The organism is Mesorhizobium sp. CC13 (genome assembly GCF_039907765.1).
Taxonomy (GTDB): domain Bacteria; phylum Pseudomonadota; class Alphaproteobacteria; order Rhizobiales; family Rhizobiaceae; genus Aminobacter.
This window is the reverse complement of the sequence record NZ_JARDJI010000009.1, coordinates 46,217-65,575: the sequence shown is the minus strand read 5'-3', so window position 1 is coordinate 65,575 and position 19,359 is coordinate 46,217. Positions and strand designations below refer to the sequence as shown.

Genomic DNA, 19,359 nt, shown 5'->3' with positions numbered 1-19,359 from the left:
CCAACAATTAACCAACAATAAATCCACCAGGCATAATACTATATATCGTGATTGGATTTACGCACAATGAAAGATGGGCGGTATCGCGTTTCTTTCGAGACTTGTTCACCAAATTCCGCACGGTCCCGACACCTTGCGAAAACCGTTCCGAGCGCACCGGCGATGAGCGCGTTGGCCTCGTTTCAGCGGGATGACGGGCCAGTCTGCCCGGCGTCAGGGGTCCAAGAATCGTGCACTCAAAATCCCGCTCATCTCGTTGGTGAGTTCGCCGACCAGTCCGCCTCGCTCCCAGGAGTAGATCGAGACCACCATCGGAGGTTCCATGCCGAAGTCTGGCGATTGCCTGACCTTTCGGCCCTTCGTGGTTCCGACGGGGAGCAGCGAAAGGCCGAGCCCCGCCTCGACGGCTGAAAGCACGCTTTGAAGGCTGCTGCTCGTGAAGGCTACGTACCAGCGCCTGCGTTCGCGCTCGATGCGCTCGAACATCGCGTCGCGGTAAAGCCCTCCCGGCGGAAATGCCACCAGCGGCAACGGATCCGAAAACAGGATGCCGGGATCGGCGGATGCAAACCAGGCGATGGGCTCGGGAAACGTGGCGAAGTGGTCGGAGCTGGCCGCTGCTTCCTTGACCACGACGATGTCGAACTCGCCGCCGCGATAGCGCCTGGTCAGGTCGAGGCTCAGCCCGGTCGTGACGTCTATGCGCACCTGCCTGTGGCGGTTTGCGAAGGCCGCAAAGACCCGCACCATCTCGGGCGTGGCGATATCGTCGGGCATTGCGACCCGCATCGAAGTCGTGCCGGACGTGTCCGCCAACAGGCTCAGCGCCTCGGTCTGCAAGGCAAGGATACGGCGCGCATGGCCGAGCAGCCGCTCACCCGTCGCGGTCACGCGAACCGGTCTGGCCGCCCTGTCGATCAGCTCCCGCCCGACGGCGTCCTCCAGCCGTCCCAGTTGCTGGCTGATCGTCGACTGGGTCATGTGAAGACGTTCGGCAGCCGTGGTGAAGCTGCCGCAATCGACGATCATCACGAAGGCTCGCAGCAGCCGCGGATCGAACATGCCGCTCTCCATCTGGTTTCTGCATGAACTTTATCAAAACATCTAATTTGCGCATGCAGAACGCAAGAACTAACCGTCTGTGACCGCCATGGCGGCCTCCAGGATTCCTCCATCGAGATGATGTGGCGCCAGATTGGCGTCGCCCGAGGGCAGACACGTGTTCGCATTCCGGCTCAAGCATGTTCCGACCCCCGGCGAGGGCCTGCCCCTGCCGGACCGGACGATCGCAGCCGTGGCCGTGATGATGAACGTGTGCATGGCCAATCTCGACGTGGCCATCGCAAACACCGCCCTCCCGACGATCGCGCGGGACATCGGCGCCACCGATGCCCAGTCGATCTGGGTCGTCAGTGCCTATCAGCTGGCGATGGCCGCCTCGCTGCTGCCGGCGGCAGCCCTCGGTGAAATCATCGGCCTGCGCCGCATCTCGATGTGCGGTCTCATCCTGTTCACGCTTGCCTCGCTGATGTGCGGGCTTGCGCCGTCGCTGGAGTGGCTGGTTGCGGGGCGCATCCTTCAAGGCATGAGCGCATCCGGAATCCTGGGCATCGGCCTGGCGATGACCCGGTTCATCTTCCCGCAGTCCATGCTCGGACGCGGCATGGGGCTGAACGCCTTCGTCGTCGCGATCTCCTTCGCGGCAGGACCGTCGGCCGCTTCTGCCATCCTCAGCATGACGAGCTGGCACTGGCTGTTCCTGATCAACGTACCCATCGGCATCGTCGGCATCGCAATGGGGCTCTACGCCCTTCCTGCCACACCACGCAGCACCCGCCGGTTCGACGGCCTGGCCGCGGGGCTCTGCGCAACGTTCCTTGCCTCGACCGTCTTTGCCCTGGGAACGGCGACCCAGGGCGCCCCATGGACGACACCGGCGCTGGCGGCACTTGCCGCCGCAAGCAGCCTGGCCCTGCTGATGAGGCGCCAGGCCGGTAGCCCGGCGCCGATCCTGGCGGTCGACCTGCTGCGCCGGCCGATGTTCGGGCTGTCGGTGCTGACGTCCTTCCTGGCCTTCCTCGCGCAGACGGTGGCCTTCGTGTCGATGCCCTTCATGCTCCAGGCTCTCTACGGCTATTCGCAGGTGGAGACGGGCTTTCTGATCACGCCCTGGCCTGCGGCCGTCGCATTGGCGGCACCCCTGGCGGGCCGCCTGTCCGACCGGGTGCCGGCCGGTGCGCTGGGCGGCGTCGGGCTGGTTGTGCTGAGCCTCGGGCTGGTCTTGCTCGCCACGCTGCCGAGCGCGCCGACCGCTCTCGATATTGCCTGGCGCATGGCGTTCTGCGGCTTTGGCTATGGGCTTTTCCAGTCGCCCAACATGCGGGCGATCATGACCGCTGCGCCACGCGAGCGAAGCGGCAGCGCGGGCGGCATGTCCAGCGTCTGCGGCGTCATGGGTCAGTCCTTCGGCGCCGGCCTGGTGGCCGCTCTGTTCACGTCCCTTGGCTCCCCCGGCGCCGCGGTCGCGATGTGGGTTGCTGCGGCCGCTGCGCTTCTGGGCAGCATGGCGAGTCTGTCGCGGCTGGGGGTGATGACAAGCAGCCCAACCGAGCAAAGGCCAACCCCCACGGATACTCGACCGGGCGCCGTTGCTGCGGGCGAAGGTGCCCGGCAGCGCCAGGCTGACGATCGGGAACTTGAGGCAACCGAATGAGAAGCAGTTCATGAACGCCAGCCGCTGCGCCCACGTTTCGATACTCACCCGCCTTTGGATTGTTCTTCGTTTGGCCGCCACCGACGGCGAAATCGCAGCCATCGAGCATGCTGATGGTCGACGCGCCTTGCGCGTGCGCAGGGTGCTCGCCCCATGACGCAAGCGAGGAACGCGGGCGCGAGCCGCCAATGGGCCATGGTCGGGCTGGTGGTCCTGATTGGCATCAACCTGCGGCCATTTCTGACGGCGCCCGGGCCGATGCTTGCGAGCATCGTGGCAGACACGGGCCTAAGATACGCTGGCGTCGCAATGCTTACCTTGCTGCCCATGCTTCTTATGGGTGTTGGAGCCTTCGTCGCGCCGACCATCGAGACGGCGGTCGGGGTGCGACGCGGCTTGATTGCCGCACTGGCCTTGCTGATGTCGGGTTCGCTGTTGCGGCTATTCGCGACGGACGGGCTTGTTCTGATCTTGACGGCCATGATGTGCGGCGCAGGGGTTGCTTTCATACAGGCAGCTTTTCCGGGGATCATCAAGACCCGGTTTCCAACCAGGGTGCCGGCCATAACCGGCCTCTATTCGGCTATGATCATGGGCGGCGGTGCGCTCGGAGCACGCCTGATGCCGGCTCTGGCAAGCGCCGGCTATGGTTGGAGAGCCGCTCTCGCATGGCTCGCGGCCCCCGTCTTGGTTGCACTGATAGCCGCCTGCCGGGTTCTACCGGACGCGAAGGCAGTCAGGCCGGACAAGACCGTAACGGGATCGCTGCTGCGGCGCCCGCGCTCATGGGCCCTCGTGGCCGCGTTCGGTCTGATCAATAGCGGCTATTCTTCACTGGTGGCGTGGCTTGCGCCCTACTACCAGGCTCAGGGCTGGACCGGCGCTGAAAGCAGCAACCTCGTGGCCATCATGGCATTGTGCCAGGCAGTCTCGGCCCTCGGCCTTCCGCTCCTGGCACGTGGCAGCAGCGATCGACGTCCCTGGCTCGTGCTTGCTGCAGCTATGCAGGTTGTCGGCTTTTCCGGCCTCGCCCTTTTTCCCACCCAGGGCGCCTGGTGGTGGGCCGGGCTCTGTGGCGCCGGGCTCGGCGGAAGTTTTTCGCTTTCGATCGTAACAGCTCTCGATCATCTGCCGCGGCCAGAACAGGCCGGAGCTTTGGCAGCGCTCATGCAAGGAGGCGGGTTTCTGATCGCAGCGCTGGGTCCATATGCAATGACCGTCATGCAGGTTTGGACCGGCAATTTCTCGGCCGGGTGGCTCATGCATGCGGTATGCGTGGGGATGACGTCCTTGATTTATCTGCGCCTCGATCCCACCCGGTACCACCAAGCCATGAGGTCCGGTGGAGCGGACAGAAGCGGCCTCTCAGGCTGTCCCAGCTGAAGCAGCGCACACAGGATCCGAGTGTCGAGGAAGCTGGCGGCAGCATGACTGTGACGATGTCCATAGACGCCATGGGGGCAGTTGAATGCAGATCGAATGGAACATTCTACCCCAATCCTTCGGCAGTCGCGTAGCGGGCCAACACGTTGCGGATGTCGTTTTGACCATCCCGGGGCAGAACCGCCCTGGTGGTGATGGACTCCAGGTGCTGCACCATCAGATGGGCTGCGCGTGACGTTTCCCCCGCAACCAGTGCATCGAGAATCTCACGATGTTCAGACACCGCGCACTCCGATGAATGTGGTCGACCATACAGCGCCAGGATAAGCGAGCTGCGCGAGACCAATTCATTGACGTAGCGGATCAGGGTCGCGTTGCCGGTCATCGAGGCCAGCAGCGTATGGAACTCGCCTGCCAGGCGGATTGAGGCGGCATCCTGGCCATGCCTCGCCGCTTCTTCCGCGGCGATGTGTTCTGCCAGTTCATGCGCCTGCTCTTTGCTCAGCCGCCCCGACAAGGTCTCGGCGACCAAGCGCTCGAGCGCAAAACGGGTGATGAACAGATGGTGTCCCTCCTCGAGGCTCGGCGTAGCTACGGCCGCGCCGCGATGCGGCCGCAGTTCTACTAATCCCTCCTCGCTCAAGCGTACCAGAGCTTCGCGCACGAGGGTCCTGCTGACGCCCAGCTGTTCGCCAATCGAGTCCTCCGGCAGCTTCACGCCGGGCCCCAGTGCTTTGTCCAGGATTGCCCTCTTGATGGCGCGATGCACTGCCTGGGCGCGCCCACCGTTCGACTTGATTTTCTCGCTTCGCATCCTGCGAGGCCTCCCAATCTTCGGATTGCATACGAAACAGTCTACACAATCACACAATATCTGTCCTCAGATAGGTAACGCAATGCCGCATTGACGGTAAGTGGCCGCATCGAAAAGCCATGGCTGCCGACATTTTCGCTTGTCGTCGGCATATATGTATGCTCTAATTGTATCCAATCGCATACGAGCTTGTATTCACGCTGGAGGAGGCGGATTGATGCTTGCTTTTGTGGCCAAGCGAACGCTCGCCGTGATCCCGGTGATGGTCGTCGTCTCCGTGGTGGTGTTCCTGCTGCTGCGGCTCAGCCCGGGCGACCCTGCCCTGGTCATTGCCGGTGACAACGCTGATGCCGAGACACTTCAGCGTATCCGCACGGCCCTCGGCCTCGACCAACCGCTGGCGACGCAATTCATCATCTGGATGGGCAACACGCTGTCCGGCGATCTCGGGACCTCGATCTTCACGAACCTGCCGGTCACCGAACTGATACTGCAGCGTGTCGAGCCGACATTGTCGCTCGCTCTGACGACCATGTTGTTTGCCATCAGCGTTGCCGTTCCGCTCGGCACCGTGGCGGGTGCGACCGCGGGAAGTTGGCTCGACCGGACGCTCATGGCCGTCTCGGTGGTCGGCTTTTCGGTGCCCGCCTTTGTGCTCGGCTACTGCATGATCTACCTGTTCTCCTTGAAATTTGGCTGGCTTCCCGTCCAGGGCTTCACCAGCATTTCCGAAGGCGTGCTGCCCTTCCTGCGCAGCATCACGCTGCCGACGGTGACACTCGGCCTTGCCTACATGGTGCTGATCGCCCGCATCACGCGCGCCAGCGTGCTTGAAATGATGGGCGAGGATTTCATTCGCACGGCCCGCGCCAAAGGCGTCGCCGAGCGACTGGTGATCACCCATCACGCCTTGCGCAACGCCGCAATACCGATCCTCACGGTCATTGGCATAGGCGTGGCACTGCTGATCAGCGGCGTCGTGGTCATCGAAACGGTATTCAACATCCCCGGCATCGGCCGCCTGGTCGTCGATGCCATCCTGAAGCGCGACTATCCGGTCATCCAGGGCGTGATCCTGCTGTTTTCTGCGGTCTACGTCCTGATCAACCTGGCCATCGATATTGGCTACGCGCTGCTCGACCCAAGGGTGCGCTACTGATGACACTGCTTTCACCACAACTTGCCGGCGACGCGCCGCGCAACCCGATTTTCGACCTGATCGCTCAGGCGGCACGCAATCCCTCCGTCATGATCGGCGGCGCAATCGTTGCAGCCATTGTGATCATGGCGCTTGCGGCACCTTTGCTCGGAACGGTCGACCCCGTTCGGATCGATCCAGGGATGCGCCTGAAGCCGCCGTCGGACCTCGCCTGGTTCGGCACCGACCTGTTTGGCCGCGACGTCTACAGCCGCGTTGTCTACGGCGCGCGCAGTTCGCTGATCGTAGGGCTCACCGTTGCAGTCACGGCCATCACCTTTGGTGTCCTGATAGGGCTTGTTGCGGGCTATTTCCGTTCCGTGGACATCATCGTCATGCGCGTCATGGACGGGCTGATGGCGATCCCGACCTTCCTTCTGGCAATCGCGCTGGTCTCACTCACCCGCGCAAGCGTCGGAACCGTCATCGTTGCCCTGACGATCCCGGAAATTCCGCGGGTGGTGCGGCTTGTTCGAAGCGTGGTGCTCACCGTGCGCGAAGAGCCTTATGTGGAGGCGGCGATCTCCATCGGCACGCCAACGCCTCTCATCCTGGTGCGCCACATCTTGCCCTCGACCATCGCTCCGCTGCTGGTGCTTGGAACCTATATCTGCGCGTCGGCCATATTGGTCGAGGCGGCGCTGAGCTTCCTCGGCACTGGGCTGCCGCCCGAGATCCCGAGTTGGGGCAACATGATCTCGGAAGGGCGCACCTTTTTTCAGGTGGCGCCGCGGCTCGTCTTCCTCCCAAGCCTGTTTCTGGCGCTGACGGTGCTGGGCATCAACCTGCTCGGTGATGGCCTGCGCGACACGCTCGACCCACGCCTTGCCAAACGGATGTGAGCGAGATGTACATGAACGCACTTCCTCCAGTCATCGACATCCGAAACCTCACCGTGCCGCTGCCGCTCGGTGGCGACCGCCGCAACGCGGTCGAGGATGTCTCCTTCTCCGTCTCCCAAGGCGAGATCGTCTGCGTCGTGGGCGAATCCGGTTCAGGCAAGTCGGTCACGGCGCAGACGATCATGGGGCTTATGCCCAAAACCTTCGTCAGGCCGCAGGGCGCGATCATGTTCAACGGCGAGGACCTGCTTCAGGCGTCGCTGCGGCGGATGCGCGCGCTTCGCGGGGCCGAGATCGGCATGATCTTCCAGGAGCCCATGACCGCGCTCAATCCCGTCCATACCATAGGCGCCCAGATCGACGAGGTCCTCCGCACGCATCTTTCGCTGTCCCCCGCCGAACGGTTCGCCCGTGTCGTCAAGGCCATGGAAGAGGTCGGCCTGCCCGATCCGCAGCGGCTCTATCATACCTATCCCCACCAGCTTTCGGGCGGTCAGCGCCAGCGCGTGCTGATCGCGGCCGCCCTGATCCTGCAGCCCCGCCTGCTCATTGCCGACGAGCCGACGACCGCGCTGGACGTCACCACGCAGGCGCAGATCCTCAAACAGATCCGTGATCTCCAGCGCAGTCGCGGCATGGGCGTGCTGTTCATCACCCATGACATCGGGGTGGTTGCCGAGATCGCCGACCGTGTGGTCGTGATGAAGTCCGGCAAGGTCGTCGAAAGCGGCATTGCGAGCAGCATTCTCACGGCTCCCGAGGCTGACTACACGCGCATGCTGATCGCTGCCGTGCCCACCCTCGAGGCCGCCCGGCCGCCGGAACCGGCGCTTGGCCCGCTCGCCCTCACCGTCAAGGACATCGCCAAGACCTACAATGTCCGCTCTGGTATCGGCGGCACGCGCGAGGTTGTGGCGCTCAAGCCGACCTCTCTCACCTTGCGCCGCGGCGAAACAGTGGGCGTGATCGGTGAATCGGGTTCCGGCAAATCGACACTGGCACGCTGCATCACGCGCCTGATCGAGCCCACCGCCGGCGAGGCTCAGATGCCAGACGGCTCGGGCAAGCCCTTGCGGCGGCGCCTGCAGATCGTCTTCCAGGACCCGTATCGCTCACTCAACCCACGCCGGACCGTCGGTCAGTCGATCATCGAAGGGCCGATGAACTTCGGTGTCTCGAAGGCCGCCGCATGGGAGAAGGCCCGCGAGCTGATGGCGCTGGTGGGGCTCGATCCGGCAGCCCTCAACCGATACCCGCATCAGTTCTCGGGAGGCCAGCGGCAGCGCATCTCGATTGCACGCGCCCTTGCCATGGAACCGGAAATACTGGTGGCCGACGAGGCTGTCTCGGCGCTCGACGTCTCCGTCCAGGCGCAAGTGTTGAAGCTGATCGACGACGTCCAGAAGCGCTTCAACTTGGCCATCCTGTTCATCACGCACGACCTGCGCGTCGCGGCCCAGATCTGCGACCGCATCCTCGTGATGCACCGGGGAGAACTGGTCGAGGAAGGCAGCGTGCGGGCGGTCTTTGCGTCGCCGTCACACGACTATACGCGCCGCCTGCTGGATTCCATTCCGGGGAGGCAGGCAGCAGCGGCCGCCTGAGGCGGCACAAGGATTCAATGGGAGGAACTGCACATGCTGACAACTTTGAAACGCACCGGCCGAGCGCTTCTGGCCTCGGCATTTCTGATCGCCGGAATGGGGATCGCTGCTGCGGAGACCACCCTCCGCTTCGTGCCGCACGCCGATCTACAGGCGCTCGATCCCATGGGCTCCACGGCCGACATCGTCAAGATGCACGGATTCCTGATCTACGACACGCTCTACGGGCTCGACGAGAATTTCGTCCCGCAGCCGCAGATGGTCAAGGAGATGAAGCTGTCGGAGGACCGCAAGACCTACCGCTTCACGCTTCGCGACGGCCTGAAATGGCATGACGGCCAGCCGGTCAAGGCCGAGGACTGCGTGGCCTCGCTCAAGCGTTGGGCCGCGCGCGATGCCGCCGGCCAGCTCATGAACCGCGTGCTCCTTGAAATGAAGGTCGTTGACGACAAGACCTTCGAACTCGTCTTCAAGGAGCCCTATGGGCTGGTGTTGGAGTCGCTGAGCAAGGTCGCTTCCAACATTCCGTTCATGATGCCCAAGCGCATCGCCGAGACGGATCCTTTCAAGGAAATCCAGGAATATATCGGCTCCGGGCCGTATCGCTTCGTCAAGGAGCAATGGGTTCCCGGAAACAAGGTCGTCTATGAGAAGTTCGCCGACTACGTCCCGCGCTCGGAGCCGGCGAGCGCTTTTGCAGGCGGCAAGGTGGGCAATGTCGATCGCATTGAATGGCTGGTCATCCGTGATCAGCAGACCGCGCTCTCTGCCTTGCTCGGCGGCGAGGTCGACATCTGGGAAAACCCGTCGCTCGACCTTCTTCCCGTGCTGGAGAGCGCGCCGGGCATGGCGACCGAGACCGTCAACAAGACGGGCAGGCAGGCGCTGCTGTTCTTCAACCACTTGAACCCGCCCTTCGACAATCCGAAGGCACGGCAGGCGATGTTCTGGCTGACGAACCAGCAGGCATACCTGCAGGCCATCAACGGCAATCCCGACTTCTTCCGCACCTGCGCTTCCTTCTTCATCTGCGGTACGCCGATGGAGACCGAAGCAGGCCTTGATGCGCTGAAGGCTCCAAATCCGGAAAAGGCCAAGGAACTGTTCAAGGAGGCCGGCTGGGACTTCTCCAAGCCGATCGTCATTCTCGACCCGACGGACGAGTCGATCGCGCATCCGGCGACCGTTGTGACCGTGCAGGCAATGCGCGACATCGGGCTCAATGTCGACGTGCAGGCAATGGACTGGGCGACGGTGCTGAAGCGCCGCAACTCCAAGGAACCCACGGGCAACGGCGGCTGGAACCTCGTCCATTCCAGCGCAGGCGGCCAGGTCGTCTCCACTCCCGTGTGGAGCATCACCTACTCCGCCGCATGCGAGAAGGGCATCTTCGGCTGGCCCTGCGACCAGCAGCTCGAGGATCTTCGCCTGAAGTGGGCGATGGCCGACGGGGTGGAGGCAAAGAAGGCGGTGGCTGCCGAATACTCGACCCGCGCCTTCGAGACCGGTCATCACGTGCCGCTCGGCCAATGGACGACCTACCTCGCGCATTCCGACAAGGTGTCGGGCATGCTGGTGACGCAGGACGTGCCGGTGTTCTGGAACCTGAAGAAGGCAGACTGAGACCTCTGCAGCAAACCCCAATTGTGGCGGCGCCTGGCGCCGCCACCCCCTTCCCTGATTGATTTCGAGACAGACAGATGACCGAGAATTTCGACCAGCTCGCCTTCAGACCGCAGGAATACCTGGCACGCCGCGATGCGTTGCGCGCGATGATGGCCGAGCGCGGCATCGACGTGGTGGTGCTGACGTCGACCGAAAACACTTACTATCTCACCGGTTTCGGTTCGCTGGCCTACGGCGCCACCGCGCTGGTCATGCGGGCAGACGGCAAGGCGATCTGGGTCATGCGGCGGACCGAACTCAGCAACGTCCGAGCGCTCGCCGATCAGCTTTGGGTGAACGAAGGGCTTGGCGTGGTCGACGGCCAGGACTTCTCCAAGGTGCTCGACGGCGCCATCGCCGATCTTGGCGGTCCCAACGCCGTCCTGGCGGTGGAGTTCGCGGCGACGCTGCCTTCACTGCGCGGCTTCCTCGGTCCGCTCACCGGCGCCCGCAAGGTTGTGGACGCGTCGGGCCTGGTGGAGCATCTGCGCCGCATCAAGAGCGCGACCGAAATCGCCCTGCTGCGCAGGGCCGGCGCGATCGTCGCCCAATCCTGCCGCGACGGCTTCGAGGCACTTCACGAGGGCATGACCGACAGTGCGCTGGCCGCGGTTGTGAGCGACAGCCTGCTGCGCAACGGCAGCGGGCGCGTCGCCCAGATGCCCAATGTCTGCGCCGGTCCGCGCACTGCACGTGCGCACGTTACCTGGTGCGGCGCGCCGATACGGCGGGGCGAGGTCATCAACGTCGAACCGGCGGCGTCGGTACAGGACTACCATACGCCGTTGTACCGGATCTATTCGATCGGCGAGCCACAGGACCTCGTTCGCCGCATGTTCGATGTCTGCCGCGACGCGCTGAACGAAGGTTATGCGCGCGTGCGTCCCGGCATGACCTCGCACGAGGCGGCACGTATCTTCGAGACCGTCGTCGAGAAGGCCGGCTTTGGCGAATACATGGTTACGCGACCGGCCTACAGCATCGGCGCGTCATTCCCTCCGGGTTGGGGAGAGGACAATGTCATGGCGATCCGTGCCGGCAACGAACAGGTGCTGGAGGAAGGCATGTGCTTCCACATCTGCTCCTGCCTCTACATGGACGGAGTAGGTTGCATCCCCGCCAGCATGCCGTCGGTGTTGACGAAGAACGGCTTCGAACCGCTCGCCGACGACGAGGTGGTGTTCGGTGTGAAGTAGCATCCGGGAGCGTGCCGCGATGCTCGAACTTGCTCCCGTCGCGGCACATTCAATAGCCGGTCTTGCCACGACGCGATGATGGCAAAGCCGCTTCGACGAGTTGTTCCCGCTTCCCCCATGTTTCGATAGGAACACTGGAGCCATTTCCCCAAAACTGGTCTGGCGTCCTCTGTGAACGGCGCGCCGTTGGCGGAGTGCCTTGGCGGCGGGCTGGAGCAAGCGCATCGTCGATGCATTCGACCTTGTGGCCAGTTCCCGTCGCGCGCGCACCTGAAACCGGCCCCCGCCTCCCATGCTAGATGGGACCGGCGTCGTGATTGTGGACCGAATACGGGACGTCCCCGAGCCTCGCCGGTTTGAGATGGTGCAGCTGTAAATAATACAATACAGAGCACAATCGATCCGTTCGAACTTCCTGGGGAGACCTCATGCCTTCATCTTCGGGCGCCGACGCCAAGCGGCCAGCTGCAAAGGCGCGCGCTGAAAGGATCGATGTTCGGATTCATGATGAGATCTATGCCGCGATCGTCCATCATCAGCTCCAGCCCGGAACCCCATTGCAGGAAGACGCGCTGGCAAGTGCCTTTGGCATTAGTCGCACCATCATCAGGAAGGTGCTGCAGCAGATGTCTCATGAAAAGCTGGTCGAACTGATCCCCAACAAGGGCGCCATCGTTGCACGTCCATCGGTGGAAGAGGCCAGGCAGGTATTTGATGCGCGGCGGGCGGTGGAGGGGCTGCTCGTCACGCGGCTCGCACCGACCATCACCGAGCGGCGGATCGAACGGCTGCGCAGCGCCGTGGAGGCTGAGCGCAAGGCGCAGGAACGGGGCGACAAGCGAAGGCAACTGCAGCTTTCAGGGGATTTTCATCTCGAACTTGCCTCATTCGCCGGAAATGACGTTCTACGCGACTTCGTGCAGGAACTGATATCGCGATCGTCCCTCATCATTGCGCTCTACGAGTCACCCGGCGCCGTTCCGTGCTCCTGTGAAGAACACGAGCAAATTGTCGATGCCCTGGCGTCGCGCGATCCTGGCCTTGCTGCTCAGCAGATGGAAAACCACCTGCACCACATCGAGGCCCAGATGGGCCTTTCTGATGTCCCCGCGCGCGTTGACTTCAAGGCTCTTTTCAAGCCGCTCGCCTAGTTGGCGTATCACCCGGTTTGGATGTCCGTTGCCCGGCCAATGCCTCGGCAACTCACGGCAGAAGGCTCGCCCCCGCGGCCCGTAGACAACGGCACTCTCCAGAAGCGCCATGCTCCTGGAGTGCCTATGCCCCCTCGGCGCAGCTGCAGAACCGCGTCGCTATTTCCGTTCGGCTGGGTGGCCGATGCGAGCGCTCGGCAGCACTGCATTGCCTGCGAAGGCGCGCAGCCCCGGATCGGCCGAGGACGGCGACGCTTTCGTGATCTGACGCCTTGATCGGGAGAGCTCCCCTTCGCTGACGTTATACGCAGGGAGGATGTCATAATCTGTATCCAAAACTTTCAATTTTCGTATTCCAAATAGCGTACAGTTATGGTATCCAATTTTGTATACGATTCAGTCAAACCCAGAGCTCTTCAATACGGAGCCAGCCTCTCCGCGTCCAGGCAACGGCCAAGTCAATGGATGATCAAGCCCGTCCAGCACCTGGCATACGATGCAACGCATGGGCAAAAGTGGTTTTGATTTCAGCTCTATAAACATCGGAAAATTGAAAAATGAAGCGAGATGTACTTGCGTTTAACAGGGACGAATTTGTAGCAAGGTTCAGCAATTGCTTTCGCGATGGGAAGTTGCTGGCAGAGCGAGCTTTTGACCATGCGTATGCACCGGTGTTCGATAGTGCGGGCGTCTTCATAGCGCTCAGATCGCAGTTCCGCGCGGCGAGCAGCACCGAAAAGCTGGCAATTCTCAAGGCCTACACGCCACTCGAACCAGGAGTGCGGGCTGCGCGGATCGTATCGGATGAAAGCCGATCGGCAGGCCTTGGCGCAATGACCCCCGACCAGCAAACCAGGCTGCTTTCATTGCTGGCCTCCTATGCCGGAAAGTTTGGTTTCGGCGCGATTTTCGTGGTTCGCAATTACACCACTGCCGAACTGCTGGCGGCCCTTGAAGTCCGCCTCGCGTCCGACAACGAAACGGAGATGCTGACCACCTATCGCGAAGTCGAACGGCTGGCGGAAATCCAGGTGGAGGCGTGTTTTTCATAGGGGTTCTGGAAATACAAAGCAGAGCAGCATGGGATGCCGGCCCCCGCGAAGCGGGCGCCTCTGCTTGGAACCGCGGCAACGGGACGTTCCCCCGTTTTCGCTAAAGTCCGCGAACAGATGGAGCCGTCATATCCACGGCCGCGGGGTCTTCACGCTGGCTCGCATCCCGTTGTGGATATATTGACGCGTGGGATCGTCGGGATGCCGAAGGAAATGGAACTCCTTGGTGGCCGACCTGAACGAATGCTGGCCAAACCTCTTGAGTGTGTCGGTGGTACCTGCGCCGTGCGGAGCCTTCCGCCCGAACCAGTTGGTTTCATCCTGGGGTGAGGATATCTCGCCGACGACAAGCTCGTCGTTTGGAGCCGACCGCACGACGATGGTGGAGTTGAGGCGCACATAGCTGCCCGAAAGTTCTGCATTGGACGGCAAATGCCATGCACCATAGGCCTCCAGCGCGTCGCTGCGTCGCTCGATGGTCGGTCGGGTGTTGTCGCGGCATAGCTTGCTCATGATCGACTCCGCCAACATGCCGACATCTGGGGCCGCCCAAACGGCATTCGTCGTGACGACGACCGTTTCAGGCCCCTCGTCGGAGAGGCGAACTGCGCAGGCCTGGCCAGATGTCGTGCCGTCGTGCCCCCAGCAAAGGCTTCCATCCGCGAGCCGATAGCGGGCCATCCCCAGCCCCCAGCCCTCGAATCGCCAACCAATGGCGGACACGACCTGACCGGAGCCATGGCCTGTACCCAGTTCGAGCCTCGAGCGAACCGCCTTCATGAGCCTGGCGAGGTCTGATGCTGTTGCCACCAACCCGCCGCCCGGAGAAAGCGCCAGGGGCGCGTACCATCGTGACGCGGGCACCGGTGCATGGCCCGGCACCGGATGCTTTTGATATCCGGTCGCCGACGGCCGCAAGAGAACGTCTTCGGGTCGCGCTGAAACCGAATGGTCGCCCAGATATCGAGCTACCGTCCCACGAACGGTTTCCTCCCAGCATGATTTGGCCAATAGGTCGACCAGGTAGCCCGCCAGAACAAATGCCGGCCCTGAATATGAGAACAGCTCCCCCGGCCGGGCGATGAGAGGAGTAGCTGCTATCGCCCGGGCAGCCTGCCGGCGAGCGCCGTCGCCTCGACCCAGATCCACCCACCACTGGGAATCGAGGCCACTGGTATGGGAAAGCAGGTGTCGACTGGTGATGTCATGAAACGCCCGCTCGTTGCTGGCCTCCAGATCCGGCGCGAGTTCCACCACGGGCGTATCGACGGAAATTCCCTTCTCGGCCAGAGTTTCCAGCAGCACGAAGGCAGTAACCACCTTGGACACGGAACCGAGCTGGAAGGCCGTTTCCTCACCCACTGGAGCTCGCGTGCGGAGGTCGGAGACGCCCTGGTTGAAACAGCGGACTTCATGGCCATCGTCGATCGCCACCGATACGCCGGGCGCTCCGGTCCGCTCCAGCCACGTAGTCAACTCGTCAATCATAGCGCAGGCCCCTCCTCGAATTTCCCGGGCGACATGGTTTACATCGCACGCACTTCAGGGTGCGGCAGTTCGAACTCCCGGGCGCAGGACAACAAGCCTGCCAGTGGAACGGTGAGGCCGTGCAGCATGACGGAGCGCGCCCAACCCTCGGGCGATCGCTCCGCCGGAACGGAAAGACTGTCCAGGTCGTAGATGTTCGATATGGCGGTGAATCGCCCACCCTCCGCAGAGAGTTCACGCGGGCTGCCGGCATCCTTGCGAATGTCGGGCCATGGGATGCTGGGGGTCAGCAGAATATCCACCCCGGCGGTGCGGGCCAGGTCGAAGAATCGTTTCCGTTGGCCGTCCAGCCGGCGCCCGGCCGCGGCGGCTTCTCGCGGTTCTATTGTCTCGCCCGCCCGCATCACGCGACAGACGGCCGGATCGTAGATTCCGGGATGCTCAGCCATCAGGGGCTTGTGGAACAGCCAGTTTTCAAAACTCATGACGAAGAAGAAATCGTCCTGGGCGTCCTGCGTCTGCCAGATGGGTGTCGACACCACTTGGTAGCCCATTTTTCCAAGGCGAGACGCGCACGACCTCAAGGCCGCCTCCGCCGCCGGAGCGATATTGGCCCATGAGATGTCCGGAATGCCGATCGTCGGCCGATCCTTGTCGCAGGTAGCCCTATCAGTTGGCTCGGCATGCAAGGACGGGCATCTCGCCAGGATCAGCGCGATGTCGGCCGCGCTGCGCGCGATCAGGCCGGTGCTTTGTCCCGACAATGAGCCGTTGATCTGGCCGTCATCGGAAATCGAGCCCTTTCGCGGCCGTAACCCGGCAACGCCTGCCAAGGCTGCGGGATGCCTGATGGAGCCTCCGGCGTCGCTTCCCAGTGCCAGCCGCGTGAAGCCGGCTGCAACGGCAACCGCACCGCCGACCGTCGACCCGCCGGCGAAGTATCCCTTTCCACGAATGGCTTCCGTCGGTGCTGGCCCGGCGCTCGAACAGAACTGATTTGTCGCCTGTTTCGCCACGATGACCGCGCCGGCATCCTGAAGTGCGGTCACTGCCGGGCTCTGGGGCAACTGAAGGATTTGCCCGACATCTCCCGGTGTGCCTGCCTTCGTCGGCAGTCCCGAAACGGCAATCGTATCCTTTACCCCGAAAGGAAGTCCGAACAGGCCCGGCCTCGACTTGGGATCTGGTAGAGATCCGATGCGATCGAGCTCGGAGCCCAGCCAGTCCCAATTTGGCTCGCACAGGGACTGATAGGTGGCATCCCGGCGTTCGATTTCAGCGAACAGCGTCGCATAGCGCTCGCGCAGTCGTTCCGGTTGAGCGGCGGCCTGTTCCACAAGGCTTTGAAGCGGAGTGTCAAAGAACATCCAGATAATCCCCCAGTTGCTTGCCAGGCGCGATCAATCCGCCAAGCTCCAACGCTTGCGACCATCGTTGCACCTGATCGAGTTGCAGGGCGCTGGAAGCGGCCCAGAGATCGAGGCTTTGGTGCAACGCGACAACTGCAAGGAGCCGCTGGGGACTGGAATGCGGAAAGAAGGGGGCCACGGTTCGGGCGATCGTCTCCGCCGTCTCGCCCTGCAGCCATTTCTGGCTGCGGTCCAGCGCCGTGGTGAACCGCTGCAGGAGCTCGCGCTTTCGCTCGAGATTCTGCCGGTCCGCCATGTAGACGCTCCATGGCAGGCGGCCGGCCTGCCGGCTCACGGGCAAGGCTATCCGCAGGTCGTCGCGCAGGGCTGTATCGCCATCAATGAAAAGGACATCACCGACGCCACGAACGAACTCGCTGATCGCATCTTCCGCCGTGTAGCCGAAGATCAGCTTGACGTTTCCGAGGGAGAGGCCGCTCTTGGCCAGCGCATAGGTGAATGCGGCCCACGCCGTGGGTGCCTGGCCGGGATAAACGACGATGACCTTGTCCCGCAAGTCGGACCATCGCAGATCGCATGGGCAGTTGGCCCGCTGGGCCAGCACGTGGCGCGTCTGCTGATTGCTCTGCGCCACGATGATGGGGGCTACACCCGTTTCGGCCAACCTGACGCCATACAGGCAGGTGCCCAGCAGAAGGTCGACGTCGCCGCGATTGATGGCCCCGACGGTGCCTTCGAAGGTGCCGTCGCTCTTGTAGAACTCAAGCTGAACCGACTGCTCTGAGAAGAGTCCGGTCAAGATCCCAGCATATTGCGGAGCATACATAACATCTTGGGCGCAAGATATCCTCAGGAGGTCCACGGCTCATCCCGTCTCGTTTGCTTTGAAGATGCTTGGATGCGCCAAGCAAGGCGCGCCTTGCGATTTCGGCAAGGGCCGCGAGCGCCGATATCAGGGCATCCGGTCCTGCCAACTGTCGCCACACCGGGTTGCCCCGATGTGGCGACAGTCGTCTTGCAGTCTCGGGAGAGAGACGCCGGTAAGCTGCAAGTTCAGTCGACGCGAACACCCCACCGAGATCGGGCCCGGCCGTTGCGGCGGGCGTCGGTTGGGACCGTGCTCATCGCCGCGACCTGACGCTTGACGTCAGTCGATCGCGCCCAGGTTGCCAGCCGGCTCCGGCTGGTTCACCACGATGTCATCGATGATGACGTCCGGGTAGCCATAGTGCTCGGCGATGGCATTGAGGGTTCCCTCTGCCTTCGTCGCCTTCAGTGCGACTTCGATCGCCTTGGTCAGTTCCGTTTCGGCCTTCAGTACGCCGAAACCGCCATTGGCCAGCTTCCATCCGCGTGGGCTGTTGTCAGGCTTGATGATGCGGAACTGACCGCCGTTCTCCTTGCTGTTGACGATAGTCGTTGCCGAAACGAGGCCAGTGATCTCGGTGTCCACAGACCCGCTCTTGACCGCAAGCAGAGCCGCATTGGGATCGGGGAAAGTCCTGACCTCGATCTTGCCTTTGCCGGCCTGTTCGCACTTCGGCTGCAGCTTTTCCTCCACCCACGGACCGAACACATCGCCATTGATCCGGCTCACCGACTTGCCGCACAGATCCATGAGGCCATTGATCGACTTGTCGCTGTCGCGTGCGAGAATGACGAGGCCCAATGTCGTATAGTTGATGAAGTTGAGAATCTCTTCGCGCTTCTTGTTGTCGCCCATGCCAGCCGCGATCACGTCGGCCTTGCCGGCCTGGAGGCTGGGTATCACCCCTTCGAACTTGATGTTGTCGAAGGTGATTTTCACACCCATCTTGGCGGCGACGGTCTTGACCACGTCAATTTCAATGCCCGTCAGTTCGTTCTTGTCGTCGAAAAACATCCACGGCGCATAGGGCGCCGAAACGACGAGGCGAAGCGAGCCGTTGAACTTGGCCGGCACGAGCCCTGCGGCTTCCTTGTCCTTGGTGATTGTCTTGCCCAGAACGACTTGATCCGTGTCCGATTGGGCGCTTGCGGTGCCGCCATAGGCAGCACCCGCAAAGGCGGCAGCAGCGAACGAGGCAAGCAGTTTTCTCTTGATATGCATGCTTGTACCTTTCTGTTGGGCGTTCAAAGGAGCCTACGTAGAAATTCCCGGGTGCGTTCATGCTGCGGGTCGAGCAGGACCTTCCCCGGTAGCCCCTGCTCGACAATCTCGCCGTCAGCCATGAAGACCACGCGGTCGCATACCTCCCGTGCGAACCCGATTTCATGGGTGACGACGATCATTGTCATGCCTTCCTGCGCCAGCGTGCGCATGACCTCGAGCACGTCGCCGACCAGTTCAGGATCGAGCGCGCTGGTCGGCTCGTCGAAGAGCATCACGCGAGGCTTCATGGCCAGGGCACGAGCGATTGCTATGCGTTGCTGCTGACCGCCGGACAGTTGCAAAGGGTAGTGATCGGCCCAGTCGCCGAGGCCGACGAGGTTCAGCAAACGCCTGGCTTGCTGCTCCACCTCGGGACGAGGGAGCTTCAAGACGCGGATCGGTCCTTCCATGATGTTTTCGAGGGCGGTCATGTGCTGGAACAGGTTGAAGCCCTGAAACACCATGCCGATGCTGCGTCGCTGATGGGAGAGGATCTTGTCGGATGCCTCGTGCAACTCGCCGTTCTTCAAGACGTAACCGACCGGTTCGCCGGCAACCAGGACGCATCCGCTGTCCTGGCCCTCCAGATGGTTCATGCAGCGGAGCAACGTGCTCTTTCCGGAGCCGCTCGGTCCGATCAGCGCAACAACCTCGCCCTCGGCGACGTCGAGGTTGATGCGCTTGAGGACAACTTTGTTACCGTAGGACTTGGAGAGAGTCCTGACGCTGACGAGAGGCTGCACAGCCATGGG

General features: G+C 62.6%; 17 protein-coding genes. 10 read left to right on the top strand and 7 right to left on the bottom strand.

Translation table 11 applies throughout. The features are described 5' to 3' along the window. Positions 1 to 213 precede the first annotated feature (213 nt). Positions 214 to 1,062, bottom strand: coding sequence for a LysR family transcriptional regulator (locus PV773_RS14115; RefSeq protein WP_347966951.1), 849 nt, complete (start codon positions 1,060 to 1,062; stop codon positions 214 to 216). Between the two features lie 157 nt (positions 1,063 to 1,219). Here PV773_RS14115 and PV773_RS14110 point away from each other — a divergent pair, with 157 nt between their 5' ends. From PV773_RS14110 to PV773_RS14100, 3 genes are read left to right on the top strand one after another with little or no spacing between them, the layout of a single operon-like run. Further along, positions 1,220 to 2,713: an MFS transporter gene (locus tag PV773_RS14110; protein ID WP_347966950.1), complete on the top strand. Its 1,494-nt coding sequence runs from the start codon at positions 1,220 to 1,222 to the stop codon at positions 2,711 to 2,713. Positions 2,714 to 2,723: 10 nt separating this feature from the next. Continuing rightward, positions 2,724 to 2,870, top strand: coding sequence for a hypothetical protein (locus PV773_RS14105; protein ID WP_347966949.1), 147 nt, complete (start codon positions 2,724 to 2,726; stop codon positions 2,868 to 2,870). Then, complete coding sequence (locus PV773_RS14100; protein WP_347966948.1) at positions 2,867 to 4,096, top strand: cyanate transporter; 1,230 nt, start codon at positions 2,867 to 2,869, stop codon at positions 4,094 to 4,096. The genes PV773_RS14105 and PV773_RS14100 overlap by 4 nt, the downstream gene beginning before the upstream one ends. Positions 4,097 to 4,202: 106 nt before the next feature. Here the strand turns inward: PV773_RS14100 and PV773_RS14095 are convergent, their stop codons facing one another. Continuing rightward, entirely contained in the window at positions 4,203 to 4,910 is a 708-nt protein-coding gene (locus PV773_RS14095) for a GntR family transcriptional regulator (RefSeq protein WP_347966947.1), read from the bottom strand. Between the two features lie 217 nt (positions 4,911 to 5,127). Here PV773_RS14095 and PV773_RS14090 point away from each other — a divergent pair, with 217 nt between their 5' ends. The 7 genes from PV773_RS14090 to PV773_RS14060 all read left to right on the top strand — a co-directional run bounded on the left by PV773_RS14090 (position 5,128) and on the right by PV773_RS14060 (position 13,618). After that, complete coding sequence (locus PV773_RS14090) at positions 5,128 to 6,069, top strand: ABC transporter permease (RefSeq protein WP_347966946.1); 942 nt, start codon at positions 5,128 to 5,130, stop codon at positions 6,067 to 6,069. Beyond that, entirely contained in the window at positions 6,069 to 6,950 is an 882-nt protein-coding gene (locus PV773_RS14085) for an ABC transporter permease (RefSeq protein WP_347966945.1), read from the top strand. The genes PV773_RS14090 and PV773_RS14085 overlap by 1 nt, the downstream gene beginning before the upstream one ends. A 5-nt stretch (positions 6,951 to 6,955) precedes the next feature. After that, positions 6,956 to 8,554, top strand: coding sequence for an ABC transporter ATP-binding protein (locus PV773_RS14080; protein ID WP_347966944.1), 1,599 nt, complete (start codon positions 6,956 to 6,958; stop codon positions 8,552 to 8,554). Between the two features lie 33 nt (positions 8,555 to 8,587). Beyond that, positions 8,588 to 10,177: an ABC transporter substrate-binding protein gene (locus PV773_RS14075; RefSeq protein ID WP_347966943.1), complete on the top strand. Its 1,590-nt coding sequence runs from the start codon at positions 8,588 to 8,590 to the stop codon at positions 10,175 to 10,177. Positions 10,178 to 10,254: 77 nt separating this feature from the next. Continuing rightward, on the top strand, positions 10,255 to 11,415 hold the full coding sequence (locus PV773_RS14070; protein WP_347966942.1) for a Xaa-Pro peptidase family protein: 1,161 nt from the start codon (positions 10,255 to 10,257) through the stop codon (positions 11,413 to 11,415). Between the two features lie 428 nt (positions 11,416 to 11,843). After that, positions 11,844 to 12,566, top strand: a complete 723-nt coding sequence (locus PV773_RS14065) for a GntR family transcriptional regulator (RefSeq protein WP_347966941.1) — start codon at positions 11,844 to 11,846, stop codon at positions 12,564 to 12,566. Between the two features lie 557 nt (positions 12,567 to 13,123). Beyond that, positions 13,124 to 13,618: a 2-oxo-4-hydroxy-4-carboxy-5-ureidoimidazoline decarboxylase gene (locus tag PV773_RS14060; protein WP_347966940.1), complete on the top strand. Its 495-nt coding sequence runs from the start codon at positions 13,124 to 13,126 to the stop codon at positions 13,616 to 13,618. Positions 13,619 to 13,744: 126 nt separating this feature from the next. On the opposite strand, the gene PV773_RS14055 is transcribed toward PV773_RS14060, so the two are convergent. The 5 genes from PV773_RS14055 to PV773_RS14035 form a co-directional block, all read right to left on the bottom strand. After that, a complete protein-coding gene (locus tag PV773_RS14055) occupies positions 13,745 to 15,106 on the bottom strand; it encodes a serine hydrolase domain-containing protein (protein WP_347966939.1) in 1,362 nt (453 codons plus the stop codon). Between the two features lie 38 nt (positions 15,107 to 15,144). Beyond that, positions 15,145 to 16,473 (bottom strand): amidase family protein, encoded by a 1,329-nt coding sequence (locus tag PV773_RS14050; RefSeq protein ID WP_347966938.1) that lies wholly within the window; start codon positions 16,471 to 16,473, stop codon positions 15,145 to 15,147. Then, a complete protein-coding gene (locus PV773_RS14045) occupies positions 16,463 to 17,275 on the bottom strand; it encodes a hypothetical protein (protein ID WP_347966937.1) in 813 nt (270 codons plus the stop codon). Before PV773_RS14045 ends, PV773_RS14050 begins: the two co-directional genes overlap by 11 nt. Before the next feature lie 348 nt (positions 17,276 to 17,623). After that, positions 17,624 to 18,565, bottom strand: a complete 942-nt coding sequence (locus tag PV773_RS14040; RefSeq protein WP_347966936.1) for a transporter substrate-binding domain-containing protein — start codon at positions 18,563 to 18,565, stop codon at positions 17,624 to 17,626. 23 nt (positions 18,566 to 18,588) lie between these two features. Further along, on the bottom strand, positions 18,589 to 19,356 hold the full coding sequence (locus tag PV773_RS14035; RefSeq protein ID WP_347966935.1) for an amino acid ABC transporter ATP-binding protein: 768 nt from the start codon (positions 19,354 to 19,356) through the stop codon (positions 18,589 to 18,591). Positions 19,357 to 19,359 lie beyond the last annotated feature (3 nt).